General features: G+C 51.7%; 27 protein-coding genes. 14 read left to right on the top strand and 13 right to left on the bottom strand.

Annotation, left to right across the window (positions count from 1 at the left end):
• Positions 1–163: 163 nt before the first annotated feature.
• The 4 genes from anmK (at position 164) to pdxY (ending at position 4,373) form a co-directional block, all read left to right on the top strand.
• Positions 164–1,282, top strand: a complete 1,119-nt coding sequence (gene anmK, locus ACF8OF_RS14900; RefSeq protein WP_349467150.1) for an anhydro-N-acetylmuramic acid kinase — start codon at positions 164–166, stop codon at positions 1,280–1,282.
• Between the two features lie 49 nt (positions 1,283–1,331).
• A complete protein-coding gene (gene pdxH / locus ACF8OF_RS14895) occupies positions 1,332–1,982 on the top strand; it encodes a pyridoxamine 5'-phosphate oxidase (protein ID WP_025152978.1) in 651 nt (216 codons plus the stop codon).
• 135 nt (positions 1,983–2,117) lie between these two features.
• Positions 2,118–3,392 carry a tyrosine--tRNA ligase gene (gene tyrS, locus ACF8OF_RS14890; protein WP_262859471.1) on the top strand — a complete coding sequence of 425 codons (1,275 nt, stop codon included), beginning with the start codon at positions 2,118–2,120 and terminating at the stop codon, positions 3,390–3,392.
• A gap of 114 nt (positions 3,393–3,506) precedes the next feature.
• A complete protein-coding gene (pdxY, locus tag ACF8OF_RS14885) occupies positions 3,507–4,373 on the top strand; it encodes a pyridoxal kinase PdxY (protein WP_025152977.1) in 867 nt (288 codons plus the stop codon).
• Positions 4,374–4,448: 75 nt separating this feature from the next.
• Here the strand turns inward: pdxY and gstA are convergent, their stop codons facing one another.
• Positions 4,449–5,054 (bottom strand): glutathione transferase GstA, encoded by a 606-nt coding sequence (gene gstA, locus ACF8OF_RS14880; RefSeq protein WP_392497053.1) that lies wholly within the window; start codon positions 5,052–5,054, stop codon positions 4,449–4,451.
• Positions 5,055–5,250: 196 nt separating this feature from the next.
• Here gstA and ACF8OF_RS14875 point away from each other — a divergent pair, with 196 nt between their 5' ends.
• The gene (locus ACF8OF_RS14875) at positions 5,251–6,177 is read left to right on the top strand and encodes a Gfo/Idh/MocA family protein (protein ID WP_392497052.1); all 927 of its coding nucleotides are present in this window, start codon (positions 5,251–5,253) and stop codon (positions 6,175–6,177) included.
• Between the two features lie 195 nt (positions 6,178–6,372).
• Here ACF8OF_RS14875 and fabI read toward each other — a convergent pair whose 3' ends face one another.
• The 7 genes from fabI to pspF all read right to left on the bottom strand — a co-directional run bounded on the left by fabI (position 6,373) and on the right by pspF (position 13,684).
• A complete protein-coding gene (fabI, locus tag ACF8OF_RS14870; protein WP_262861993.1) occupies positions 6,373–7,161 on the bottom strand; it encodes an enoyl-ACP reductase FabI in 789 nt (262 codons plus the stop codon).
• Between the two features lie 136 nt (positions 7,162–7,297).
• The gene (sapF, locus tag ACF8OF_RS14865; RefSeq protein ID WP_025152974.1) at positions 7,298–8,107 is read right to left on the bottom strand and encodes a putrescine export ABC transporter ATP-binding protein SapF; all 810 of its coding nucleotides are present in this window, start codon (positions 8,105–8,107) and stop codon (positions 7,298–7,300) included.
• The gene (gene sapD, locus ACF8OF_RS14860; RefSeq protein WP_262882805.1) at positions 8,107–9,099 is read right to left on the bottom strand and encodes a putrescine export ABC transporter ATP-binding protein SapD; all 993 of its coding nucleotides are present in this window, start codon (positions 9,097–9,099) and stop codon (positions 8,107–8,109) included. The genes sapF and sapD overlap by 1 nt, the downstream gene beginning before the upstream one ends.
• Positions 9,099–9,989: a putrescine export ABC transporter permease SapC gene (sapC, locus tag ACF8OF_RS14855; protein WP_004239121.1), complete on the bottom strand. Its 891-nt coding sequence runs from the start codon at positions 9,987–9,989 to the stop codon at positions 9,099–9,101. The genes sapD and sapC overlap by 1 nt, the downstream gene beginning before the upstream one ends.
• Entirely contained in the window at positions 9,976–10,941 is a 966-nt protein-coding gene (sapB, locus tag ACF8OF_RS14850; RefSeq protein ID WP_262859464.1) for a putrescine export ABC transporter permease SapB, read from the bottom strand. The genes sapC and sapB overlap by 14 nt, the downstream gene beginning before the upstream one ends.
• A complete protein-coding gene (gene sapA, locus ACF8OF_RS14845) occupies positions 10,938–12,626 on the bottom strand; it encodes an ABC transporter substrate-binding protein SapA (protein ID WP_262859463.1) in 1,689 nt (562 codons plus the stop codon). Before sapA ends, sapB begins: the two co-directional genes overlap by 4 nt.
• 71 nt (positions 12,627–12,697) lie before the next feature.
• On the bottom strand, positions 12,698–13,684 hold the full coding sequence (gene pspF, locus ACF8OF_RS14840; protein WP_392497051.1) for a phage shock protein operon transcriptional activator: 987 nt from the start codon (positions 13,682–13,684) through the stop codon (positions 12,698–12,700).
• 173 nt (positions 13,685–13,857) lie between these two features.
• On the opposite strand from pspF, the gene pspA reads away from it, so the two are divergent.
• The 7 genes from pspA to tyrR all read left to right on the top strand — a co-directional run bounded on the left by pspA (position 13,858) and on the right by tyrR (position 19,776).
• On the top strand, positions 13,858–14,532 hold the full coding sequence (gene pspA / locus ACF8OF_RS14835) for a phage shock protein PspA (protein ID WP_262882801.1): 675 nt from the start codon (positions 13,858–13,860) through the stop codon (positions 14,530–14,532).
• Between the two features lie 46 nt (positions 14,533–14,578).
• Positions 14,579–14,800: an envelope stress response membrane protein PspB gene (gene pspB / locus ACF8OF_RS14830; protein ID WP_024473219.1), complete on the top strand. Its 222-nt coding sequence runs from the start codon at positions 14,579–14,581 to the stop codon at positions 14,798–14,800.
• Positions 14,800–15,153, top strand: coding sequence for an envelope stress response membrane protein PspC (pspC, locus tag ACF8OF_RS14825; protein ID WP_025152968.1), 354 nt, complete (start codon positions 14,800–14,802; stop codon positions 15,151–15,153). Before pspB ends, pspC begins: the two co-directional genes overlap by 1 nt.
• Before the next feature lie 20 nt (positions 15,154–15,173).
• On the top strand, positions 15,174–15,410 hold the full coding sequence (locus ACF8OF_RS14820; RefSeq protein WP_004235505.1) for a hypothetical protein: 237 nt from the start codon (positions 15,174–15,176) through the stop codon (positions 15,408–15,410).
• Positions 15,391–16,788 carry a YcjX family protein gene (locus tag ACF8OF_RS14815; protein ID WP_025152966.1) on the top strand — a complete coding sequence of 466 codons (1,398 nt, stop codon included), beginning with the start codon at positions 15,391–15,393 and terminating at the stop codon, positions 16,786–16,788. Before ACF8OF_RS14820 ends, ACF8OF_RS14815 begins: the two co-directional genes overlap by 20 nt.
• Positions 16,785–17,855 carry a YcjF family protein gene (locus tag ACF8OF_RS14810; RefSeq protein ID WP_392497050.1) on the top strand — a complete coding sequence of 357 codons (1,071 nt, stop codon included), beginning with the start codon at positions 16,785–16,787 and terminating at the stop codon, positions 17,853–17,855. Before ACF8OF_RS14815 ends, ACF8OF_RS14810 begins: the two co-directional genes overlap by 4 nt.
• A gap of 334 nt (positions 17,856–18,189) precedes the next feature.
• On the top strand, positions 18,190–19,776 hold the full coding sequence (gene tyrR / locus ACF8OF_RS14805) for a transcriptional regulator TyrR (protein ID WP_392497049.1): 1,587 nt from the start codon (positions 18,190–18,192) through the stop codon (positions 19,774–19,776).
• Positions 19,777–19,847: 71 nt separating this feature from the next.
• On the opposite strand, the gene tpx is transcribed toward tyrR, so the two are convergent.
• Positions 19,848–20,351 carry a thiol peroxidase gene (gene tpx, locus ACF8OF_RS14800; RefSeq protein WP_052927546.1) on the bottom strand — a complete coding sequence of 168 codons (504 nt, stop codon included), beginning with the start codon at positions 20,349–20,351 and terminating at the stop codon, positions 19,848–19,850.
• Between the two features lie 162 nt (positions 20,352–20,513).
• On the opposite strand from tpx, the gene ACF8OF_RS14795 reads away from it, so the two are divergent.
• On the top strand, positions 20,514–22,148 hold the full coding sequence (locus ACF8OF_RS14795) for an ABC transporter substrate-binding protein (protein ID WP_392497048.1): 1,635 nt from the start codon (positions 20,514–20,516) through the stop codon (positions 22,146–22,148).
• Positions 22,149–22,235: 87 nt separating this feature from the next.
• On the top strand, positions 22,236–23,219 hold the full coding sequence (gene zntB, locus ACF8OF_RS14790; protein ID WP_262859458.1) for a zinc transporter ZntB: 984 nt from the start codon (positions 22,236–22,238) through the stop codon (positions 23,217–23,219).
• 274 nt (positions 23,220–23,493) lie between these two features.
• Here the strand turns inward: zntB and ttcA are convergent, their stop codons facing one another.
• From ttcA to ACF8OF_RS14770, 4 genes are all read right to left on the bottom strand, one after another.
• Positions 23,494–24,420 (bottom strand): tRNA 2-thiocytidine(32) synthetase TtcA, encoded by a 927-nt coding sequence (gene ttcA / locus ACF8OF_RS14785; RefSeq protein ID WP_392497047.1) that lies wholly within the window; start codon positions 24,418–24,420, stop codon positions 23,494–23,496.
• 191 nt (positions 24,421–24,611) lie between these two features.
• Positions 24,612–24,953 carry a helix-turn-helix domain-containing protein gene (locus ACF8OF_RS14780; RefSeq protein ID WP_262859457.1) on the bottom strand — a complete coding sequence of 114 codons (342 nt, stop codon included), beginning with the start codon at positions 24,951–24,953 and terminating at the stop codon, positions 24,612–24,614.
• Between the two features lie 44 nt (positions 24,954–24,997).
• Positions 24,998–25,375 (bottom strand): helix-turn-helix domain-containing protein, encoded by a 378-nt coding sequence (locus tag ACF8OF_RS14775; protein WP_262859456.1) that lies wholly within the window; start codon positions 25,373–25,375, stop codon positions 24,998–25,000.
• A gap of 932 nt (positions 25,376–26,307) precedes the next feature.
• Complete coding sequence (locus tag ACF8OF_RS14770) at positions 26,308–26,652, bottom strand: hypothetical protein (protein ID WP_262859455.1); 345 nt, start codon at positions 26,650–26,652, stop codon at positions 26,308–26,310.
• Between the last annotated feature and the right edge of the window lie 222 nt (positions 26,653–26,874).

Genomic DNA, 26,874 nt, shown 5'->3' with positions numbered 1-26,874 from the left:
AAATCCTCTTATTTCACAAATGTGAGGTGTGCATCAGATTAGGGATTAAGTGAGGTCACGGTACGAAAAGGGGTGAATCTGCGGGGCACCCTGATTATAGTAGTCACACGGAATATGAATACTATATTTTTATCAGATGGTTATTGATTAAAAGGAATCGGTTATGCGTTCAGGACGTTATATCGGCGTGATGTCAGGAACCAGCCTTGACGGGGTGGATGTTGTGCTGGCAGCGATTAATGATTCAGTGGTGGCGCAGCAGGCGGCGTACTCGCATCCGTTTCCGCACGCGCTGAAAAAGCGCATACTGGCGGTATGCCAGGGGCAGCAGACGACACTGTCGGAAATAGGCCGTCTGGATTATGAACTGGGCACACTGTTTGCTGACGCCATCGGCGGGCTGCTGGCACAAACCCGGCTGAATCCGCAGGATATTGCCGGTATCGGCTGTCACGGACAGACCGTCTGGCATGAGCCGGACAGCGAAACACCTTTTACTATGCAGCTCGGGGATAATAACCGGGTTGCCGCGCTGACCAATATCATGACAGTCGGGGATTTCCGCCGCCGTGATATGGCTTACGGCGGCCAGGGCGCGCCGCTGGTGCCCGCTTTTCATCAGGCGGTGCTCAGTGCGCCGGATGAGAAGCGGATTATCCTGAATATCGGCGGGATCGCCAATATCACCACACTGATCCCGGGGGCGGAGGTCAGAGGGTATGACACCGGTCCGGGCAATATGCTGATGGACAGCTGGACATGGCGGCACCGCGCGGAGCCGTATGATAAAGACGGCGAATGGGCAAAGAGCGGGCACGTTAATCCGGATCTACTGGCTCAGATGCTGAGTGATCCCTATTTTCGCCGTCCGGCACCGAAAAGTACCGGGCGCGAATATTTCAATATGCAGTGGCTGACCACGCAGCTGGACCATTTCCCCGGCCTGAAACCGGAGGACGTGCAGGCGACCCTGCTGGCGCTGACCACGGTCAGTATCAGTGAGCAGGTTACGCTGTGCGGCGGTTGTGAGCGCCTGCTGGTATGCGGCGGCGGCGCGCGCAATCCGCAGATTATGGCACAGCTGTCCGCACAGTTGCCGGGCACTGAAGTCAGCCCGACGGATAACTACGGCCTGAGCGGTGATGATATGGAAGCGCTGGCATTTGCCTGGCTGGCAGCGCGGACACTGGCCGGTGAGCCCGGTAATTTGCCGTCTGTCACCGGTGCAGACCGGGAAACCGTATTGGGCGCGGTATATCCCGTTATCCGTGAGCGGTCGTAATAAAAGACAACACAGTTTCAGTGATTAAAAAGATAAGAGGATAAAAGGCATGTCAGACGAGTTTACTGACGTTGCGGATCTGCGACGTGAATACACAAAGGGAGGGTTACGCCGCCGTGATCTCAGCGACGACCCGCTGGAAATGTTCGAACGCTGGCTTAAACAGGCGTGTGAGGCAAAACTGACCGACCCGACCGCCATGTGTGTGGCGACCGTGGATGAAACCGGTCAGCCGTATCAGCGTATTGTGCTGCTCAAGCACTTTGATAAGGACGGGCTGATTTTCTACACCAATATGGGCAGCCGTAAGGCGCAGCATCTGGCAAAAAATCCGAAAATCAGCGTACATTTTCCGTGGTACAGTCTGGACAGACAAGTCTGCTTCCTCGGTGAAGTGGAGCGTTTATCCACACTGGAGGTGGTGAAATATTTCCACAGCCGGCCAAAAGACAGCCAGATTGCCGCATGGGCGTCTCAGCAATCCTCACGGATTTCCGCGCGCGGTATTCTGGAAGGCAAGTTTCTTGAGCTGAAACAAAAGTTTAAGCAGGGGGATGTCCCGCTGCCAAGTTTCTGGGGCGGTTTCCGGATTAAATTCAATTCTGTTGAGTTCTGGCAGGGCGGCGAGCATCGTCTGCATGACCGTTTCCTGTACACCCGTACCGCAGACGGCTGGGATATTGACCGCCTCGCGCCGTAACCGGTTGTTGTCAGAATTTCTTCAGTAAAATCATTTTAATTGCTGGCACTTCACGGAGTGCCGCTTTATGCTATAGCCTTCATATTTCCAATCCACTATTTTTGCATAGACAAAACAGAACTGACGGAGTCATTGATGTCTGGTACGAACCTGATAAAACAACTGCAAGAGCGGGGCCTCATTGCCCAGGTTACGGATGAAAAAGCGTTAGCAGAGAGACTGGCGCAGGGCCCGATCTCCCTCTATTGCGGTTTCGATCCGACCGCTGACAGCTTGCATTTGGGCCACCTGGTTCCGTTGCTGTGCTTAAAGCGTTTCCAGTTAGCCGGGCATCGTCCGGTGGCACTGGTTGGTGGGGCCACGGGGCTGATTGGCGACCCGAGCTTCAAGGCAACGGAGCGCAAACTGAATACACAGGATACGGTTCACGGCTGGGTGGATAAAATCCGTCAGCAGGTTTCCCCGTTCCTCGATTTTGACTGCGGCAAGAACAGCGCTATCGCGGCAAACAACTATGACTGGTTCGGCTCTATGGATGTGCTGACCTTCCTGCGTGATATCGGTAAACACTTCTCTGTGAACCAGATGATCAACAAGGAAGCGGTTAAGCAGCGCCTGAACCGGGATGATGTCGGTATTTCATTCACCGAATTCTCTTACAACCTGTTACAGGGTTATGACTTCGCCCGTCTGAATAAAGATCACGGCGTTGAGCTGCAGATCGGTGGTTCCGACCAGTGGGGTAACATCACCTCCGGTATCGATTTAACCCGCCGTCTCAACCAGCAGCAGGCCTGGGGTCTGACCGTTCCGCTGATCACCAAATCTGACGGTACCAAGTTCGGTAAAACCGAAGGTGGTGCGGTATGGCTGGATCCGAAGAAAACCAGTCCGTACAAATTCTATCAGTTCTGGATCAACACGGCGGATGCGGATGTTTATCGTTTCCTTAAATTCTTCACCTTTATGAGCCTCGAAGACATCGATGCACTGGAAGCGGAAGATAAAGCCAGCGGTAAAGCACCACGTGCCCAGTATGTTCTGGCGGAGCAGGTGACAAAACTGGTTCACGGCGACGCGGGGCTGACGGCTGCCCGTCGTATCACTGACAGCCTGTTCAACGGTGATGTATCAAGCCTGACTGAAGATGACTTCGCGCAGCTGGCACAGGATGGTATGCCGCATATCGAACTGGACAGCGATGCGGATTTACAGCAGGCGCTGGTGGTTGCGGAACTGGTTCCGTCACGCGGTCAGGCCCGTACCATGATCGGCTCTAACGCGGTATCACTCAACGGTGAGAAACAGTCTGACGCTGAATACCGCTTCACAGACAGCGATAAGCTGTTCGGGCGTTATACATTACTGCGCCGGGGCAAAAAACATTACTGTCTGATCTGCTGGAAATAATAGTTTACGGTAAACAAGGGCAACGAAAGTTGCCCTTTTTGATCTGTCAGCAGGATCTTTTCTGTTTCACAGAATATGATATGCACAGTAATAATAAAAAATCAGGTTGTATCAATGAAAAATATTCTCTCTATTCAGTCTCATGTTGTGTATGGTCATGCCGGTAACAGTGCGGCTGAATTCCCGATGCGCCGCATGGGCGTTAATGTCTGGCCGCTTAATACCGTCCAGTTTTCCAATCACACACAGTATGCACAAGGCTGGACCGGCTGCGTGATGAGCGCGGAGCACATCACGGAGATTGTGGACGGCATTGATAACATCGATCAGCTGACCCGCTGTGATGCGGTACTCAGCGGCTACCTCGGCTCGGCAGAGCAGGGCAAGCGTATCCTGGATGTGGTGAAAAAAGTCAAAACCCGCAATCCGCAGGCATGGTATTTCTGTGACCCGGTGATGGGTCACCCGGAAAAAGGCTGTATCGTGGCACCGGGTGTGGCGGATTTTCTGTGTCAGGAAGCACTGGCGGTCAGCGATATGATCGCGCCGAACCTGCTGGAGCTGGAAACCCTGAGCGGACAAACCATTCACAATGTGGGTGAAGCCGTTGCCGCTGCCCGTGAACTGTGCAAAAAAGGGCCGCGCCTGGTGCTGGTTAAACACCTGTCCCGTGCAGGTTACCGTGCTGACCGCTTTGAAATGATTCTGGTCACTGCCGATCACGCCTGGCATATCAGCCGTCCGCTGGTGGACTTCGGCGAGCGTCAGCCGGTGGGTGTGGGTGATTTAACCAGCGGTTTGATGCTGGTGAACCTGCTGAAAGGCGAAGAATTGCCGAAAGCACTGGAGCATGTGGCGGCTGCTGTGTACGAAGTGATGCTGAAAACCAAAACCATGAATGAATACGAACTGCAACTGGTGGCGGCTCAGGATGAAATGGTGCTTCCGGCGCATAAATTCTGCGCGGAACAGATCGACTGAACCGGTCTGAACACCGTATCAGCATAAAAAAACGCCGGATTATCCGGCGTTTTTTGTACCTGTATATCAGAACGCTTAAATCAGACCTTCCGCTTCCATCGCATCCTGCACATGCGGGCGGTGTGCGACCTTAGCCAGATACGCCTGTAAATGCGGATACGGCTCCAGTGAAATTTTCAGATGCGGTGCCCAGCCGCAGACGGTAAACAGATAGGCATCCGCCACCGTAAAGCTGTTGCCGGTAATATACGGGCTTTTTGCCAGCACGCTATCCACATAAGCAAACTTATTCATCAGATTGCGCAGCGCGATTGGCCGGTAATCTTCCGGGGTTTCCGGCGAGAACAGCGGGCCGTAGCTTTTATGTACTTCACTGGCAATATAGTTTAGCCATTCAATCTGATGATAACGCTCCATCGTTCCCGCCGGGGCAATAAGTTTGCGATCCGGTTTCTGATCAGCAAGATACTGCACAATCGCCACACCTTCGGTCAGCAGCTGACTGTCACTGATACTCAGTGCGGGGACTTGTCCTTTCGGATTGATTTTCAGGTAATCATCACCGTTTTCGGTTTTTTTTGCTTTCAGATCGACACGGACCAGGGAAAAATCCAGGCCGGTTTCACGCAAAATAATATGGGGTGACAGTGCACAACTTCCCGGGGTATAGAACAATTGCATGGTATGCTCCTCAGTTAAAACAAAAGAACGGACATGGCAGTAGTGATGAAGTATAGACCGGTATTCGCGGGCGGGATGTATTCAGAATGCGAATTATTTATCGGTTAGCGCTATCTTTCCATATAATCGCCACAGATTCAATTTGTGATAATACTTTGTAATTCATTGTTACAAAACAATAAAAGGTAAAGCACACATGAAAAAAATCCGTATCGGGATCGCCGGACTGGGCGGGATAGCACAAAAAGCATATTTACCGGTTCTGACCAGAACGGATAACTGGGTGTTGTCCGGCGGTTTTTCGCCGAATCAGGAAAAGGCACGGCAGGTCTGTGATGCGTACCGCTTTCCTTTGTTTCCGACACTCCGCGCGCTGGCAGAACAGTGTGATGCCGTGTTTGTTCACAGCAGTACAGAGAGCCATTTTCAGGTTGTCAGTGAATTACTGAATGCGGGGTGCCATGTGTATGTTGATAAACCCCTGGCGGGAACCTATAAACAATCAGAAGCCCTCGTCAGTCTGGCGGAGAAAAAACAGCGGGCACTGATGGTCGGGTTCAACCGGCGTTTTTCACCGTTTTATCAGCAGCTCAGAGAACAGATCGCCGGAAAAGCGGCATCGATTCGTATGGATAAACACCGCAGCAACAGTATCGGCCCGCATGATGTGGCTTTTACAGTAACCGATGATTATCTGCATATCGCGGATACCCTGCTCTGGCTGGGACGGGATGGTAATGCGGCGCTGAAAAGCGGCCATATGCAGGTAAATGAGGAAAATCAGCTGCTGTATGCGGAACACCATTTGCAGACAGATAACGGCACCTTGCTGACAGCGTCTATGCACCGCTGTGCGGCGAGTCAGCGGGAGCAGATCAGTGTGACCGGGCGTGACGGCTGTTATCAGGTAACGGATATGAATCACTGGCGCAGCGAAACCGTTGCCGGGATACAGGAACAGCATCCGAAAGCGTGGGAGCCGCTGCTGGTTCAGCGCGGGTTTGACGGTGCGGTACGGCATTTTATTGAATCTGTTGCCAATCAGACACAACCGCTGGTCAGCGGCGAAGAGGCGCTTTATGCACAGCGATTGACGGAGAAACTGTTAGCGGAAATGGTGTGATTTTAAAGATAAATAATATCAATATCGCATAACACTAGGGGATAACAGGCAAGGGAACGAAAAGCATGCGAGCCATGGATGGCGAGCCTGAGCGTACAGGGAGTGTATTCACAGCGACTTTTCGTTTTGCCTGCTATCCGCTGTGACACCAGACATGCAGAAAACACAGCCTCTGCGATGCAGAGGCCGGTTGTTTTATTTCAGTTCCAGCTCATTCATTGCCGCGATACTGAAACCGCCGTCAACGTGCAGGACTTCACCGGTAATACCGCCGGCTAGGTCAGAGCAAAGGAACGCTGCCGCGTTACCCACATCTTCGGTGGTGACCGTGCGGCGCAGTGGCGTAACCGCCTCGCAGTGCGACAGCATTTTGCGGAAATCTTTAATCCCGGATGCCGCCAGTGTACGGATAGGCCCGGCAGAAACGGCATTAACACGGATGGTTTCTTTCCCCATTGCGTTCGCCATATAACGGACGTTCGCTTCCAGAGAGGCTTTTGCCAGACCCATGGTGTTGTAGTTCGGGATAGCGCGCTCCGCACCCAGATATGAGAGGGTCAGCAGGGCGGAGTTCGGGTTCAGCATAGTGCGGCAGGCTTTTGCCATCGCCACAAAGCTGTAGGCGCTGATGTCGTGGGCAATACGGAAGCCTTCACGGGTTACCGCATCCACATAGTCGCCGTCTAACTGATCCGCCGGGGCAAAGCCGATGGAGTGAACAAAACCGTCAAATGTCGGCCAGACTTTGGCTAATTCCGTGAACAGATTTTCAATACTTTCATCTTCTGCCACATCACAAGGCAGAACGATGGAGGAACCCAGAGACTGAGCGAACTCTTCAACACGGGGTTTCAGCTTGTCATTCTGGTAGGTGAATGCAAGTTCGGCACCCTGGTCACGCATTGCTTTGGCAATACCGTAAGCAATCGATAATTTGCTTGCAACCCCTGTGATCAGGATGCGTTTACCGGTCATAAAACCCATAGCAGTTTCCTTGTGTTTTCTCTGTCACCTTCTGCGCCGTAATCCGGCAGGTGACGCGGTTAGTAAAATCCGGCTGATATAAGCAGGTTACCGGAAATTGAGAAGTCACCGGTCTGAATGATCAGAATACCGGCAGTTAATCCACATCCTGGCGCCAGGCTTCGGCGGACAGTGCTTCACCAAAGTGGCTGGTGATTAGGCGGCGCGTGACATCGTGCAGCGGTGATGCCAGTACCTCGGCAGTGTTACCGCGCTCGACAACTTCACCGTTGTGCATCACCAGTATCTGGTCGCTGACGTGTTTTGCCATGCCCAGATGCTGTGTGACATAAATATAGGCAATTTTTTGCGTTTCCTGGAGTTCAAGGATCAGATTTATGATCTGTGAACGCAATGACATATCCAGAGAGGCGAGTGCTTCATCCGCCACAATCACTTCCGGCTGCAAAATCAGGGCGCGGGCGAGGGCTACGCGCTGTTTCTGTCCGGAGGCCAGCATGTGCGGATAATAATCCGCGTGATCCGGCAGCAGACCCACCTGGCGCAGTGTCGCATTAATGCGCAGACGGCGGCCGGCGGCATCCAGATCCGTATTGAGCATCAGCGGCAGTTCCAGAATTTGTCCGGTGCGCTGGCGCGGATTAAGCGAAGTGGCTGAATCCTGGAATATCATGCGGATGCGCTGGCTGCGATAGCTGTAATCACCGAAGGTCAGCTTGTGCTTATCGATCAGGATCTCCCCGCCGCTTGGTTCGATCATCCCCGATAACATCCGCGCGAGGGTGGATTTCCCGGAGCCGTTTGCCCCGGTAATGGCGAGTGTCTGGCCGGGTTGCAGTGTAAAACTGACCGGTTTGACCGCTTCAAGCTGGTGGCGGCGGAAAAAACCGTCCCGGTAACGGAAGGTTTTGCTCAGGTTTTTGACTTCCAGCAACGGAACCGGCATTACACATCCTCCATATTCAGCGGGAAGTGGCAGGCAAAACTGCGGTTTTTGACTGTCCGCAGACGCGGTGCATCAATACACACCTTCTGGGCATACGGACAGCGCGGCCCCAGGCGGCAACCAACTGGCAGATGCTCCAGTGACGGAATCGCACCCGGCAGGGTATTGAGACGGCATTTGTGCGCCAGCGGTTTTTCAAAGTCAGGGATAGCCCGCATCAGCGCCTGAGTATACGGATGATGCGGTTTGAGCAGCAGGTCATCCGGTTCGGCACTCTCCACGGTCTGACCGCAGTAGAGTACATTAATGCGATCCACCAGCTGGCTCATTAATTGTAAGTCGTGGCTGATCAGCAGGATAGTCATATTGTTGTTCTGATTCAGCCGGGTCAGCAGGCGGAAAATCTGTGCCTGAGTATCGGGTTCCATGGCGTTGGTCGGCTCATCGGCGATCAGCAGACGCGGCTGATTGGCCAGCGCAATGGCAATCATCACCTTCTGGCATTCCCCTTCGGTCAGCTCATAGGGGTAGCTGCTCATCACATCTTTGTGATCTTTGATACCGACACGGTGCAGCAGCTCAATCGCCCGGCGTTTACGCCAGTTAAAGCGCTGCCACCAGCGGCCTTTGTAAGTCCAGCCGGGGATAGTCTGAATCAGCTGTTTGCCGATATTTTCTGACGGATCCAGACAGGACTGAGGCTCCTGGAAAATCATCGACACATTGTGGCCGATCACCCGGCGGCGCTGACGGGGGGAGAGTTTCAGCAGATCGATATCATTAAAGCGGAAACGGTCTGCCGTCACGCGCAGATTATCTTTGGTAATACCGGCAATCGCTTTGGCGATAAGGCTTTTACCGGAACCGGATTCCCCGGCAAGGCCGCGGAATTCCCCTTCGGTCAGGGATAATGTCACGCGGTCAACGGCCTTGATCGGCCCTGCGGCGGTCATAAATTCAATGGTTAAATTGCGGATATCCAGTAACGGCATTATTCAACCCCCGCATTAATGGCACGCTGTAACCCGGTACCGAGCAGATTCACCAGCAGAACACTGATAAGAATAGCGGTTCCCGGCAGAAGCACAGTCCAGGGCGCGACATAAATCAGTTCCAGAGAATCACCGAGCATTGCTCCCCATTCCGGTGACGGCAGTTGTGCCCCGAGTTCAAGAAAGCCGAGCGCGGCAATATCAAGGATAGCGATGGACAGGGCGCGGGTCAGTTCGGTGACGGTCACCGCACTGATATTCGGCAGCACCGTATGGATCAGAATATTGAGGTTGGATGCACCGTCGAGCCGGGCGGCAATCACGTATTCCTTATCAAGCTCATCATGTACTGCGATATAAATCATTCGCACAATACGCGGCAGCAGTGCCAGTGCCACGGCAATCATGGCGTGACTGAGACTGGCACCGAAAAAGGCCACCACAATAATTGCCAGCAGCAGAGAGGGCAGCGCCAGCAGGGTATCAAACATATGGTTAAAGATGGCTGAGCGCAGGCCGGTGGTCATCCCTGCCAGACAACCGATAATAATCCCGGCGACGGCGGCAATGATGGTTACCAGCAATGCGCCTCCGAAGGTGGATTGTGTGCCGAGAATAAGGCGGCTGAAAATATCACGGCCGAGGTCATCCGTACCGAGGAAGAAGGCGACATTCCCGTAATGGGACCAGGAGGGCGGCAGTAACTGGTGACCGGCAAATTGCTGGTCGAGCGCATAAGGCGCTATCCAGGTGCCGCCGATCGCCAGTGCAATCAGAAACAGCACGCCGTAAAAACCGATCATAGCCGGAATATCTGCGGTGAAATGCTGCCAGATAACCCGCCCCGGTGACGGCATCCGGTCTTCACGGTAAAAATTATCTGAAGGCATACCATTCCTTATGTTTCAGCGGGCTGCTGACAGCACCCAGAATATCCGACAGCATATTGACAATCATCACCATGGTGCCGACCAGCATGACACCGGCAGAAATCGCGGCGAAATCCTGCTGACGGATAGCGGTGATCAGCCAGCGGCCGATACCCGGCCAGTTAAAGACCACTTCTGTGACCATTGTGAGTGTCAGCATGGTGGAAAACTGTAACCCGAGTTTCGGGATCACCGGCGGCAGCGCATTGTGCAGCAAATGGCGGCGGATAATGGTCAGCCGGGATAAACCACGGATAGCGGCGGCTTTAATATAGTTCTGGCTGATAATTTCTTCAGTACTGGTGCGCATCAGGCGGATAACTTCCGTCATCGGTGCAATGGACAGGGTGATCACCGGCAGCACCATATGGGACAGCACATTGAGGATCATCGCCCGGCGGTACGGCGAATCCGACAGCCAGGCATCAATTACCGCGAACCCGGTAACCGGTGTTAAATCATACAGCAGGTCAATACGTCCGGAGACCGGCAGCCAGTCCAGCCGCAGCGAGAAGAACAGGGTAAGCAGCAGCGCCAGCCCGAACACGGGAACAGAAAACCCGACCAGCGCAAAAGTGCTGATGGTGATGTCCGCCATTTTATTACGCCAGACCCCGGCAATAATCCCGGCAGGAATACCGATCACCAGTGCCAGCAGAAACGCCAGACCGCACAGCTCCAGCGTGGCGGGGAGTACGGCCCACAGTTGCTGACTGATCGGCTCACCGTTAATAACGGAACTGCCGAAATCCCATGAAAACAAGCTCTTATAATAGAACAGCACGGCATCCGTCAGGGAAGCGCCGCTCAGCGGTGCGTTCGCCGGGAAGTAACTCAGGCTGAAACTAAGCACCGACAGAAAACAGAGGGTAATCAGTACCAGCAGCAGACGGCGCAGAATAAAAATGATCATGGTTCAGCCTCCGGCTCCGGGTCATCCCCGGTATCACGGTAGACACCGGCAAAAGAGGTATTACCGAATGCGCTCAGCACCAGCCCCTTGATATCATAGCGGAATGCCTGCAACCGCAGCGAGTAGGCCAGCGGCAGTACCGGCAGATCCTCTGCCAGAATCTGCTGTGCTTTGTGATAATACTCTATCCGGCTGCTCAGTTGCTGCTCAAGCAGCGCCTGGTGGATCACATCATCGAATTCCGGGGAACACCAGTGGCTCAGGTTGGTTTGCGAACCGATAGCCGCACAGCTGAGCAGCGGACGGAAAAAACTGTCCGGGTCATTACTGTCGGTTGACCAGCCCGCAAGGGTAATATCGTGACTGCGATCCATCAGGCTGTTTTCCTGAAAACGCCCCTCAACCGGGCGGATATTCATTGTTATCCCGACACGGGCCAGGTCGGCCTGAATCAGTTCTGCCATTTTCAGCGGGCTGGGGTTGTAAGATTGTGAGGCAGTCGGTACCCAGAGGTTCAGCGTCATGCCGCTGAGTCCCAGCTCATTGAGCATCGCTTTGGCTTTTTCGGGATTGTATTCCGTCACCCGGGTCTGGTTATCATACGCCCAGGAGACGCGAGGCAGAATAGATGCAGCGGTTTCTGCCGTGCCGTAATAGATGGATTTCATCAGGCGCTCATTATTAATCGCGAAAGCAATCGCACGGCGCGCCTGCGGATTATTAAACGGCGGTTTGCTGGTATTAAACGCCAGATACGCGATATTCATCCCCGGGCGCAGCATCAGACTCAGACGCGGGTCGTCGCGCAGCACCTGTAACTGGCTGGCGGCAGGATAGGCCAGCACATCACACTCGCCGGTGATCAGTTTTGACATCCGTCCGGTACCGCCCGCCCCGAGATCAACCACGACTTCCTGCATGCGGGGTTTGCCTTTGCGGTAGTTATCATGGCGCTGCAGACGGACAAATTGGCCGCTCTGGTAATCATCCAGATAATACGGCCCGGTGCCGACCGGTTTCCAGTCAAGCTGTTCCTGACGGCGGGTTTTCAGCAGGTTATCGGCATACTCTTTGGACAGAACCGGCGCGTAATGGGTTGCCAGATGCCACAGGAAGGAGGCGTCCGGCGTATTCAGTTTAAATTCAACGGTATAATTATTGATTTTGCGGATGGATTTCACATTGGACGCGAACTGCAAACTGTCAAAGTAGGGATAACGGCCGCCGTTGATGTAGTGATACGGGTTCTGTTTATCCACCACGCGGGAAAAGCTGAACACCACATCATCCGCATTCATTTTGCGGGTCGGTTTGAACCAGTCTGTGGTCTGAAAATCGGTATCACGGCGCAGATAAAAACGGTAGGTCGCACCGTTATCCAGTACTGTCCAGCGGGCAGCCAGTTCCGGGATCAGGCGGTAGGTGTAAGGATCAACATCCAGCAGGCGATCGTAAATCTGTGCCGCCAGCGGCTCGACAATCAGCCCGCTGCTGGCCAGCTGCGGGTTAAATGTACTGATGTTGCCGTTCACACAATAGACAAAACCGGTATCGCGGACCGGCGGCAGCGGAGCGGCCTGAGCCGTGACCGGTTTTACCGGCTGCTCTGTCTGCGGGGCGGGTGCGGCGGCAAAGCCTGAAACAGGCAGGAGAACCGCGCAGGCCCGGATAATCCAATGGCGCATAAATCAGTTACCGTTAAAAATGAACAGGGCATTGTATCGCAATTTGTGCGACTAACCAAAAACGGAAGCATTTAATCCGGTTGCGGGTTAGCAGCATGTTTTTTCAGTAACCCGCGAAACTGATGATAGGTCAGATTCAGCAATTGTGCTGCTTCCCGCTGATTATATTGCGCGTGCTGTAATGCCGCATCCAGCGCGTCCTTTTCCTGTGTGTGCTGCCACTGCTTCAGGGAGAACGGCAGCGGCGGCAGTGCCTGTGCTGCGACGTTTGCAGAAGGCACCGGTGCGGTGACAAACGGATTGATTACCAGTTCCGCCAGCAGTTCGGTGGTATCCCCCTGACGGTACAGGGATCGCTCAATCACATTTTTCAGCTCACGGATGTTGCCCGGCCAGTGATAACTCTGCATTTGTTGCAGGGCATGCGGGGAGAAACCGGCAAAAAACGGCGTGCCCATCTCCTGGCACATCTGCACGGCAAAATGACCGGCGAGTTCGGTCAGGTCGCGCGGACGATCGCGCAGCGGCGGGATATTGACGACATCAAAAGCCAGCCGGTCGAGTAAATCGGCGCGGAATTTTCCTTCTGCCGCCAGCGCCGGTAAATCCGCATTGGTGGCGCAGACAATCCGTACATCCGCTTTCAGGGGCTGCTGCCCGCCGACACGCTCAAATTCCCCGTATTCAATCACCCGAAGCAGCTTTTCCTGCACGGTCAGCGGCGCGGTACCGAGTTCATCAAGAAACAGGGTACCGCCGTCCGCCCGCTCAAAACGCCCCTGATGGCGGCGCTGAGCGCCTGTAAAAGCCCCGGATTCATGTCCGAACAGTTCGGAATCGAGCAAATTATCGTTAAGTGCCGCACAATTCAGTGCAATAAAGGGTTCATCCCAGCGGGGAGAGAGATAATGAAGGCGGTGAGCAAATAATTCTTTACCGGTGCCCCGTTCGCCGCAAATCAGTACCGGACGGGCAATTTTTGCCAGCCGCGACACTTTTTCCAGCGCATCGAGAAAGGTATTATCGATACCGATCAGGGTGTCAGTGTTATTTTTCATGAGTAATTTGACCATTAAATGGTGAATATCACCACTTTACAAAAAGTCATGACAAAAGGGAAATAAATAAACCTGAGAAAAAACAATCGGGTAAAAAAAATAACGGAGTTGGCACGCATCTTGTAATAGTAAACGTGTCATAAGACATAATTGCTGATAAAAGGACATCAATCATGGGAATTTTTTCACGTTTTGCCGATATCATTAACGCCAACGTTGCATCACTGCTGGATAAAGCGGAAGATCCGCAGAAAATGATCCGCCTGATGATTCAGGAAATGGAAGATATGCTGGTGGAAATCCGCTCCACCTCTGCCCGTACCCTGGCAGAACGCAAAAATCTGTCACGTCAGATTGAAAGCGGTGAGCGTCAGGTGAGTGACTGGCAGGAAAAAGCGGAACTGGCGATTGTCAAAGGGAAAGAAGATCTGGCGCGTGCCGCACTGCTGGAAAAACAGCGTGTGGAAAGCCATGTCGATACCCTGCGTCATGAGCTGATTATTCTGGACGAAACTATCGCCCGGCTGAAAAATGAAATTAACGAACTGGAACAGAAACTGACCGAAACCCGTGCCCGCCAGCAATCCATGGTGGTGCGTCACGAAGCGGCAAAATCATCCCGCGCAGTGCGCCGTCAGCTCGACAGCGGCCGGATGGATGAGGCAATGGCCCGTTTTGAGCAGTTTGAGGCGCGGATTGACCATATGGAAGGTGAAGCCGCAAGCTATGGTCTGGGAAAAGAAAAATCACTGGAACAGCAGTTTGCCGAGCTGAAAGCGGAAGATGAGATCAGCGCGCAAATCGCGGCCATCAAAGCACGTCTTGAAAAAGAAGAAAAGGGCGAATAAGGTCGGTAACAGGCTTTCCTGAATTAATACCATTAAGGACAAAAATATGGCATTTGTATTTTTAGGTATACCACTGACAATTTTCGTGTTGTTCGTGCTGCCGATCTGGTTATGGCTGCACTATAACAGTCAGCGGGGAAGCCGGGCCGGTGAATTTGAAACCCGGCGCCTTGCGGCGCTGGCGGAAAATGCTCAGCAGATGGAAGCGCGGATCAAAACCCTGGAAGCGATTCTGGATGCGGAAAATCCGGGCTGGAGGCAATCATAATGGAATTTCAGTCACGTAAACTGTACCGCTATCCGGATGAAGGTATGTTCCGGGGCGTATGTGCCGGTATTGCCAACTATTTTAATGTACCGGCCTGGATGATCCGCGTGATGGCGGTGGTGGCAACCTTTACCGGCTTTTTCTGGCTGACCATCACGCTCTATATCCTGATGGGAATGATTCTGCCGGTGGTGCCGCGTGATTATCCCGGCCGCGACGGCGGAGTGAATGCCGCCATGCTGCTGGAGCAGACAGAACGCAGCCAGGCGCGCACCGAAAAACGGATCCGCGACATTGAGCGCTATGTGACATCGGAACAATATGCGCTCAACCGCCGCTTCCGTGACCTGTAATCTGTCAGACGGAGAACAGTATGAAGTGGCCGGATAAACACACCCTGCTGCGGGCCGGAAAAACCGGGGCGCAGCTGTTAACCACCGCGGCACTGGCGGCGGCGCCCGGCGGTATCGCCGCGGTGATTCTGAAATCGGTTACCCGTCCTGCTCTGCGCGGGGCGGCAATCCTGGTACTGGAGCCTGTTATCCGTGCCGGTATGAAAAAAGTGATTGGCCGTTTTACACCGGAGAATTATGAAACGACTGCAAAATGAGCTGAGTGCCCTCGTCAACCGGGGGCTGGATCGTCATCTTCGTCTTGCCGTTACCGGACTGAGCCGCAGCGGCAAGACCGCTTTTATTACCTCGTTTGTTAATCAGCTGATGAATGTACAGAGCGGTGCGCGTCTGCCGCTGTTTTCGGCTGCCCGTGACGGGCGCATTCTCGGCGTGAAACGTATTCCGCAGCGGGACCTCGGGGTGCCGCGCTTTGCCTATGATGAAGGGCTGGCCTCGCTGTACGGCACACCACCGGACTGGCCGGTACCGACACGCGGTGTCAGCGAAATCCGCCTGAAACTGCGTTACCGCACTCAGGACAGTTTGCTGCGTCACTTTAAAGAAACGTCCACGCTCTACCTGGAAATCGTCGATTATCCGGGAGAGTGGCTGCTGGATCTGCCGATGCTGGAACAGGATTACCTCACCTGGTCGCAGCAGATGAAAACCCTGCTCAAAGGTGAGCGGGGTGAATGGGCAGAGCCGTGGCTGGCACTGTGCCGTCAGCTTGATCCTGATGCGCCGGCAGATGAACAGCAACTGGCGGCCATTGCACAGGCGTATACCGATTATCTTCACCGCTGCAAAGCGGCGGGTTTTCACTTTATCCAGCCCGGTCGTTTTGTCTTGCCGGGGGATATGGCTGGTGCGCCGGGGCTGCAATTTTTCCCGTTTATCACCGACCTGATGCCCGACCCGTCCCGGCTCGCCAAAGCGGCGAAAAGCAGTGTGCTCGGTATGCTGCGCGATCGCTATCAGTATTATTGTGACCACGTGGTCAACGGTTTTTATAAGCACTATTTTCAGCATTTTGACCGACAGATTGTGCTGGTGGATTGCCTGACCCCGCTCAACAGCGGGCCGCAGGCATTTACGGATATGCGTCTGGCACTGACTCAACTGATGCAGAGCTTCCATTACGGCAAACGCACACTATTACGCCGCTTGTTTTCCCCCTGTATCGACAAACTGCTGTTTGCCGCCAGCAAAGCGGATCATGTTACCGCCGATCAGCACGCCAATCTCGTGGCACTGCTTCAGCAGCTGACGCAGTCAGCCTGGCAGCAGGCCGCTTTTGAGGGGATTAAAATGGACTGCACCGGGCTGGCGTCAGTACAGGCCACGGAATACGGCATGGTGATGCATAACGGGGAAAAAATGCCCGCGCTGAAGGGCACCCGGCTGGCAGATAACACCCCGCTGACCTTTTATCCCGGCGAAGTACCGAAACGGCTGCCGGATGCAGACTTCTGGCAGCAGCAGGGGTTTCAGTTTGAATCCTTCCGGCCATTACCGATGCGGATGGATACGCCGCTGCCGCATATCCGGATGGACAGTGCGATGGAATTTTTACTGGGAGATAAACTGTCATGAGTGAGCCGATCAAATCCCGGATTGATTTTGAGGAAGCACCGCTGTCACCGCCGGTACAGGACACCATAAAACCGGCGCAGCAGTTTGCGGATGATGACAGCACACAGTTTGAACGCACGGAATTCACGGCAGAACAGGCGTCAGACGGGGAAGCGGAAGCCCTGCTGATTCAGGCTCTGAAACCCCGGCGCAGTCTGTGGCGTAAACTGGTCTTTGTGGCGGGCGGCTTGCTGGGGATCAGCGCCGTCGCGCAACTGATTCAGTGGGTGAATGATGCATGGACAGGTAATGACTGGACAGCCCTCGGCGGCATTGCTGCCACCTTTCTGGTGCTGATTGCCGCTGCCGGATCGGTTATCACGGAATGGCGGCGTATGTACCGGCTGCGCCAGCGGGCCACAGAGCGCGAAGCGGCAGAGGAATTGCTGCAAAGTCACCGTATCGGCGACGGGCGTGCATTTTGTGAAAAACTGGCAAAACAGGCCAATATCCCGTCACACCATCCCGCGTTACAGCAATGGCAGAGCCTGTTACAGAGCAGCCATAATGACCGCGAAGTGGTGACGCTGTACAGTCAGATCGTTCAGCCGGTAACCGATGAACAGGCGCGCCGGGTGATCAGCCGTTTCGCGGCGGAATCTGCGCTGATGATAGCCGTCAGCCCGCTGGCACTGGTGGATATGGCCTTTATTGCCTGGCGTAATATCCGGCTGATCAACCAAGTCGCGGCGATTTACGGTATTGAACTGGGGTATTACAGCCGCCTGCGTCTGTTTAAACTGGTACTCCTCAATATTGCTTTCGCGGGTGCTTCCGAGCTTATCCGCGAAGTGGGGATGGACTGGCTTTCTCAGGACATCACTGCACGGTTATCCGCCCGTGCCGCACAAGGTATGGGTGCCGGGCTGCTGACTGCCCGTCTGGGGATCAAAGCGATGGAACTGTGCCGCCCGCTGCCCTGGACCGGAACGGATAAACCCAAACTGACGGATTTCCGTAAACAGCTGTTACAGCAGCTTAAACAGGCAGTCCCGAAAGGGAAGAGTGCGGAAAAATCCGCCCTGTAGCTGATAACCCTGCCGGATGCGCATTTTGTGATGTCATCCGGCTTTTTATGCAGAAATTCGTACCTGATCACTGTTTTTTTCATAACAATCCCGCTATGCTCCCTGCGGGTCGCTGTACCACCTCTCCGGCGCGGTTTGCCGTCCGCGCTGAATAAATCGTCGTTAACCGACTGACATATCTGTACTTTTATTGCCTTTTCACACGGAACTGTGGAGAAACACCGCAGGAACGCATTTATTGTGTCAACAAATCGTGACAGTTTTCATTTTATACCGTAAAATCAGTTTCAATTAACGGGAAAATAATAACTTAAGTGTAAATAGGATCGTAACGATGCGATTGGAAGTAATTTGCCAGGACCGAATCGGACTGACGCGGGAGTTATTGGATCTGCTGGTATTACAAAATATCGACCTCAAAGGCATCGAAATTGCCCGTAACGGCCGGATATACCTCAATTTTATGCAGATCGATTTTTCTGTGTTTCAGTCTCTGATGGCTGAGATCCGCCGGATTCAGGGCGTGGTGGATGTCAGAACTGTTCACTTTATGCCGTCTGAGCGCGAACAGCGCGCCATGTGGGCATTGCTCGAATCTCTGGAAGACCCGATTTTATCCCTCGACCTGCGCGGCAATATTGAACTGGCCAACAGCGCGGCACTCTCCCTGTTTGCCACTACCGAAGAGCGCATCCGTCAGCGCAACATCACTTACTATTTCAGCCAGTTCAACTTCATCCGCTGGATTGAGGATGATGAACCCGCGCCGTACAAGGAAAGTATCACACTCAAAGGCCGCTCTTATACCCTGAATGTGACGCCGATTAATTTTGACGAAAAAGATGACGCCTCTGCCACTATCGGTGCGGTTGTGCTGCTGCGCACCGTCAGTGAGAGTACCAGCGGGCAGAAGCGCCGCATGCAGGTGATGCATTCCGGCAGCTTTGATGATTTGGTGGCGAAAAGCGCCAAAATGCGCCATGTGGTCGAGCAGGCACAGCGCATGGCAAAAATGGATTCCCCGCTGTTACTGGTTGGTGAAACCGGCACCGGGAAAGATGTGTTCGCCAAAGCCTGTCATCTCTACAGTGTACGCGGAAATCAGCCGTTCCTCGGGCTGAATTGCGCCTCGATGCCGGACGATGTGGTGGAAACTGAGCTGTTCGGTTATGCAGCCGGAGCTTACGCCAACAGCACTGAGCCGAAAAAAGGTTTCTTTGAGCAGGCTAACGGTGGCACAGTTCTGCTGGATGAAATCGCGGAAATGTCCCCGCAGATGCAGATCAAACTGCTGCGTTTCCTGAATGACGGCACATTCCGCCGTGTCGGGGAAGAGCATGAGGTGAAAGTGGATGTGCGGGTTATCTGTGCGACCCAGAAAAATCTGCTGGAACTGGTGAAGGAAGGCAAATTCCGTGAGGATCTCTATTACCGCCTCAATGTGCTGACGCTGACCATTCCGCCGCTGCGTGAGCATCAGGAAGATATCCTGCCGCTGACCCGCGATTTCGTGAAACGTTTTTCCGAAGAGCAGGGCTGTGAGGAGCCGCGCCTTGCGCCGGAACTGGGACAATTTCTCTGTGCCTATCACTGGCCGGGCAACGTCCGCCAGCTGCGCAATGTGATTTATCAGGCACTCTCTTCACTGGAAGGGGCATTGCTGCGTCCGCAGGATATCGTTCTGCCGGAGCTGGAAGCAGAAATTGGTTTCAGTGAGGATATTCTCAGCGGGTCGCTGGATGATATCACCAAACGGTTTGAATGCTCTGTACTGACACGGCTTTACCGTCACTATCCGAGCACCCGCAAACTGGCGAAGCGTCTGAATGTCTCACATACCGCTATCGCCAACAAACTACGTGAATACGGGCTTAGCCAGCGGCGCGGTGCGGTAAAAGAGGATGAGGGTGAAGAGGAATAATTCACTCCCGTAATAAAAAATAACCCCGCGACCGTCACCGGTAGCGGGGTTTTTTTACCGATACGGGTAACTTATTTCAGTGCATTCAGCGCGCTGTCATAATCCGGCTCTTCGGTGATTTCACCGACCAGCTGGCTGTAAATCACCGTGTCGTTCTCATCCAGTACGATCACCGCACGGGCGCACAGACCGGCCAGCGGGCCGCTGCCGATACCGACACCGTAATTCTCACGGAATTCCGGATCACGCAGGGTGGAGAGCATCACCACATTCTCAATACCTTCCGCGCCGCAGAAACGGGACTGTGCAAACGGCAGATCCGCGGAAATACATAACACCACGGTATTGGACAGTTTTGCTGCAGTTTCATTAAATTTGCGCACAGACGTGGCGCAGACACCGGTATCCACACTCGGGAAAATATTCAGAATCTTACGCTTCCCGGCGAATTTGGTGAGCTGGACATCTGACAGATCATTAGCGACTAATTTGAATGGTACGGCTTTCTCACCGGCACGCGGAAGTGCGCCGTAAACCAGAACATCATTACCCTGAAGTTTTACTGTTTGTGTCATTTTTATCATCCTCTGAACGGGCTCATCATTATTGGTATCAAAAATACCTTGCAGGTGTATTCTCACCGCATATCGTTAATTAAAATGTAATATCCGGTTGTTGTGTTTCGGTAATCATCAGATAATCTATCGGTTTACCATTTTTAATACAAGGCGCGTGTTATGTTCAGGCCAGCAAAATTTTCCCGTTCCGCACTTCTTGCCGGGACGTTTTTCACTTTTTCTTCACTATTTTGTGCAACAGCGGCGGACATTCCGGCCGGCACACAGCTGGCAAAAGAACAATCGGTTTACCGGCATCTGAAGGATGAACCCGCGTCTCTGGATCCGATTAAAGCGGTCGGACTGACCGAGGCCCAGATCCTGCGTGATTTATTTGAAGGGCTGACCAGCCAGGGGGCGGACGGCAAACCGGTACCCGGTGTCGCACTCTCCTGGGAGACCCGCAACAATCAGGTGTGGACATTCCGCCTGCGTGACGATGCCCGCTGGTCAGACGGCTCACCGGTAACGGCACAGGACTTTGTCTACAGCTGGCAGCGGCTGGTGAACCCGGAAAATCTCTCAACCTTTGCCTGGTTTGCACCGCTGGCCGGGATTAAAAATGCGCAGGCGATTATCGACGGCAAAATGCTGCCGGACACCCTCGGTGTTGAAGCCGCTGACAACCGGACACTGCGGGTCACGTTAGACCGTCCTGTGCCGTACTTCCCGAGCTTAGCGGCAAACTTCAGCCTTTTCCCGGTACATCGCGCCACGGTGGAGAAATACGGTGACAACTGGATTCGTAGCGGGCATCTGGTCGGTAACGGCGCGTTTGTTCTGCATGATCGCGTAGTGAATGAAAAAATTGTCCTGACACCCAATAAGCATTACTGGGATCACAAACACACAGTACTGACATCGGTCACCTTTGTGCCGATTAACCATGAATCTCAGGCCACCAAGCGCTATCTGGCCAATGATCTGGATATCACGGAATCATTCCCGAAAAATCAGTATCAGAAACTGAAAAAGGCGATCCCCGATCAGATTTATATCCCGGATCAGCTCGGTACCTATTATTACGCCTTTAACACGCAGCGTGCACCGACGAATGACCCGCGTGTGCGGCAGGCGTTGTCCATGACCATTGACCGTGCGGTGATCGCAGAGAAGGTACTGGGTACGGGCGAAAAACCGGCCTGGCATTTCACACCGGATGTCACTGCCGGGTTTACACCGGAGCCGGGCCTGTACCAGAAATTTACACAGGATGAGCTCGACAGCCAGGCAAAAACCCTGCTGGCCGCTGCCGGTTACGGTCCGCACAATCCGCTGAAATTATCCCTGCTGTATAACAGTTCGGAAAACCATCAGAAAATTGCCATTGCCATCGGGTCGATGTGGAAGAAAAAACTGGGTGCGGAAGTGAAACTGGTCAATCAGGAATGGAAAACCTATATCGACAGCCGCAATACCGGTAATTTTGATGTGATCCGTGCCTCCTGGGTCGGGGATTACAACGAGCCGTCAACCTTCCTGTCTCTGCTGACCAGCACACACAGCGGCAATATCGCACAGTATCACAATGAAAAATATGATGCTCTGCTGAAAACCGCCGCGCTGGAAACGGATGACAGCGCCCGTAATACCGACTATAACGACGCGGAAAAACTGCTGGCGGAAGACATGCCGATAGCACCAATCTATCAGTATACCAACGGTCGTCTGATAAAACCGTGGCTGAAGGGATATCCGGTCAATAATCCGGAAGATGTGGCATACAGCCATAATCTCTATATTATTAAACACTAAGCCTGCTTCGGGCGCCTGCTGCGGACGGCGGCAGGCACCGGCTGAACACACTCAGCTGCTGTTTTCACGGACAATGGGGAGAGACGCATGAGCGCTTTGTACGGATCTGCTTTTCAGGGAACAGATCCCATCTGCCGGGTGCAGTTTGACGGAGAGGGCGGTTGTACGCCGGTGGACGTCAATGCGGTTGCCGGGATAAAACAGCCGGTATGGCTGCATCTGGATTACCTTTCCGGCGGAAATCAGCGTTGGCTGTGTGAAACGGAACTATTGCCGCCGCAGGCGCGTGACGGGTTGACGAAAGAGGTGATCCGCCCGCGGGCCGTCCGTATCGGCGAAGGTGCATTAATAACCCTGCAAACTATCAACAATAATGACGGCGACCGGCCGGATCAGCTGGTGGCTTTCCGTATCTGGATCTGCGGCAGTTATATTATTTCCACCCGCCACCGTAAAGTACATTCCATTCAGACCATTCAGGATGACTTACAGAACGGGGAAGGGGTAAAAAATACCGGCGAATGGCTGGCGGAAGCGGCATTTTGTATCACCGATGAAGTGGCGGATTTTATTGAAGATCTGCACGATACCCTGATTGATATGGAAGATGCGATACTCGATCAGCATATTCCGGCACGCGGGGAGCTGGCGTTGCTGCGCAAACAACTGATTGTACTGCGCCGCTACATGGCACCGCAGCGGGATGTGTTTTCCCGGCTGGCCTCCGAGCGTTACACCTGGCTCTCAGATCAGGACAGACACCAGCTGACCGATATCAGTGACCGTCTGGGACGGATTATTGACGATATTGACGCCTGTATCGCACGGACATCGGTTATCTCGGATGAAATTACTAATATGATGGCGGATGCCATGAACCGGCGTACTTACACTATGTCGCTGCTGGCAATGGTCTTTCTGCCGACAACCTTTCTGACCGGATTGTTCGGGGTCAACCTCGGCGGGATTCCGGGAGGGGATTTTCCGTTTGCCTTCAGTTTGTTCTGCGTGGGGCTGGCGGGTGTTATCGGATTTGTTGCCTGGTGGTTACGTAAGAGTAACTGGTTGTAAAAACGTGCATTTTTATATGATTTTACGTAGCGGACTTGAGATATATCAAGAAATGCAGCGCCCGGTTAGGGCACTATTACTCCCGCAGGTGAATACAACGTTGAGCGATGAACGTTGTGCTCCATAATTGTAGTTTTTCTCATATTGAGTTCTTATACAGAATATTGACCATTATCATGCCGGTGTATTTTATACATCGGTTTTTTTTTTGCCTGAAACAAACCCGCCAATATTCAGGCCGTGCCTTCCGTGGCACGGCACTATAACAGCGCGATTATTTCACTTCCGTCACATCCAGACGCAATTCTGTGAAATCCGGGTTTTCGCGGTCATCATCCTCATCATCCCATACCGGCTGAACCGGCAGAGTTTCGCGGTCAAATGCAAGATCACCGCCATCGACGACTTCACTGCCGTGATGGATAGATTTGAAATCGAATAGTTCAGTGTCACATAAATGCGATGGCACGACATTCTGGGTCGCGCGGAACATGGTTTCAATCCGGCCCGGGTAGCGTTTATCCCAGTCACGAAGCAGATCTTTTATCACCTGCCGCTGGAGGTTCGGCTGAGAGCCGCACAGGTTACACGGAATGATCGGGAACCCTTTGGCTTCGGCGAAACGCTCAATGTCTTTCTCGCGGCAATAGGCCAGCGGGCGGATGACCACATGTTTACCGTCATCACTCATCAGCTTCGGCGGCATGCCTTTGAGTTTTCCGCCGTAAAACATATTCAGGAACAGAGTTTGCAGAATATCGTCACGGTGATGTCCGAGGGCGATTTTTGTTGCACCCAGTTCAGTCGCGGTACGGTACAAAATCCCCCGGCGCAGACGGGAACACAGGGAGCAGGTGGTTTTCCCTTCCGGAATTTTCTCTTTCACAATTCCGTAGGTATTTTCTTCGACGATTTTGTATTCAACACCCAGTTTTTCCAGGTATTCCGGCAAAATATGCTCAGGGAAACCCGGCTGTTTCTGATCGAGATTCACAGCCACCAGGGAAAAACGGATTGGGGCGCTCTGCTGCAGGCTCTGCAGAACAGAAAGCAGGGTGTAACTGTCTTTGCCGCCGGACAGGCAAACCATAATGCGGTCGCCGTCCTCAATCATATTAAAATCTGCGATCGCTTTGCCGGTATGGCTGCGCAGGCGTTTTTGCAACTTATTGATGTTGTACTGTTCTTTCGGTGTATTCATGTCTTACTGTTCTTAACGGGTTTGGCTGGTGCCTGTGTCAGGCCGGCCGCACGGCAACGGAAATCTGAAATAAGGACGCAATGATAGCAGAAGGACGGGGGATTCGGATACGTATCGATTAAAAAGGATGACAGCCCGGAACGGCATGATCCGGGATGACGGGGACGGGCTGTTGGTTCTTTCTGGTGTGGTTATCTTTTACTGCGGGTTTTACCCCTTCCTCTGTTCTTCATATCAATCGTGATCATGTCACAGTCAGTTTCCTGACTCTTTTTTTCTTTATAATTCAGTGTATTTAGTCGATTATTTGTTTCGATACAATCAATAAAGAAGCTTTTGACATCGACATCAAATAAAAAAGAGAGCTGTAACAGCGTGCTGGCTCTTATATTAGTAACACCCTGCTCATAACGGGATATCTGCTGCTGACTTAATCCTAATAATTCGGCCAGTGCTTTGCCGGAAAGACCGGATGATTTCCGTTTTCTCATAATTTGCTGACCGATAAAGAGACTGATTTCTCTCTCATTCATACGCGATGCCCTTAAATAAAATGCTGTGTGTAATCTTAAATATGTTAATTATGTTTATATTGTTCAAATGTTCCCAGATAGCTGCCATCAGTATAAGAATTAAAGTGATTTGACATATGAGATAGTAATTTTTTTGAATCCGGATCTCTGTTTAAAATAAATAATACTCTGTGTATAAATTTTTCCGGTGATATATTAAAGACACGCAGTATTAATATCAGTGTATCCAGCGGAATAGCACTGTCACCATTCTCATAACGGGATATTTGCTGCTGTGATAGCTGTATTATTGTACCTAATTCATAGCCGGTGATACCTTTTGATTTTCGTAAAATTTTAATTTCCTGGCCTATAACTGCATGAAGTTCCTTTTTAAAGACCTGGTGTTGACAACTAAGTGCGTGGCAATTATCGGGCTGCATAAAGATACCATCAGGACGTCATTAAACTAAACGTATATTTTAAATACCATAATAGAAAGTGTCTGTAAGGTAAAAACAGTATATTGCGCATAATATGCAAGCCTTATATTAGTTGTCAATAAATAAAATCCGCAATAAAAAGGGACAAAAAATAGAAAGTAAAATTTAAAACTGGAAATATACAGATAGTGCAACGGGCACAAGAAAGGGCAATACTGAAATGAGGGGTTGTGTAACAAGTTGATTTTTAAATGAAAATAAAACATCTGATTAACGAGGGGGTAAATAACACCTCTCTGTTGTAGCAATACGCATCTGCTGGGTTTTTCAGTGAGGTGACTGATACGATGATATTCTTTTTATAATTATTATAATTGAATATATCAACTTTTTCGCCACTCACAGCATAAATTGCAGTTAATTACGCTGCAATAAGCAAGATAAATGGCGTTGTTGTATGTATGTTCAGACAACGATTCTCATCAGAAAATGATGTGTGATTGTGAAAATAAGGTATACGCGTCATGATTGAAAAGATGAAGGCAAAAGTATCAATATCTTTAGTGTTTGTTACGTAACATTTTGTTTTTATTTACTTTTAAGTCTCATAATTAATGAGGAAATATCTTTTATTTCATTGTGTTAATGGCAATATTCTTTATTTGTTGTTTTGAACTGAATTCAATACATACCAGAGGGGATTATTTATCAAAAATGATAATTCGTTATAAGCAGGAGAAATCAAACGCTTGTTTGTATCAAAAGGAAAACAACTGCAACAGTAATGTAACATTTGAGGTGATAATAATAATAACCTGATATATTATTCGTTATTACCTTCTGTTACTCATTTCAGGCACCGGTGAGTACTGCCTGAATATATATCATGACTGACAACATACCCTGATGGCAGTCATGATAGCGACTAAAATTTAAGCGTGTTTTTGCATGATGGTATTGAATGTTTTTACAACCAGCAGATTACCGTTTTTCAGCGCAGCATAATTTTCCTTTATTTCTGATGCGGCGTATTCGCGGATTTCATTATTCAGATAGTTAATCAACTCAGCGTTGCATTCCTTGTTTGATTTATCCAAAGAAGAAAAAGGTGTGCTCAGATCTTTATTATCTTCAATCAGTCGCTGAAGAAGTGATTTATCTGCAGCCCGTTCAAAATACTGGCCAACGGTAATAACCCGCTCAAGGCTGGTCAGCTTCATAACCATCAATGTTAATCTGGTGCATACAGAATAAACAGTCTTATTACTGACAGACATACTTACCTCATTTACGAAAATCATATGATTTATACTGCTATGAAGGTTTACAGTATTTGCCCTTTTTTAAAAGGTAGAATAATCTGAATGTTGCACAGAATAATAAAATTATACCAATACAGATTACGTATTAATGCGTAAAATGCATTTTTCCACACAGAGCTATCATCAAAAGGGATAACAGAATGACCAGAAAAATAGTGAGCTTGTTTATATTGCTGC

The sequence above is a fragment of the Morganella sp. TYF_1 genome (assembly GCF_043105645.1).
Classification (GTDB): Bacteria; Pseudomonadota; Gammaproteobacteria; order Enterobacterales; family Enterobacteriaceae; genus Morganella; species Morganella morganii_B.
This window is presented reverse-complemented; position numbering and strand designations above follow the sequence as displayed.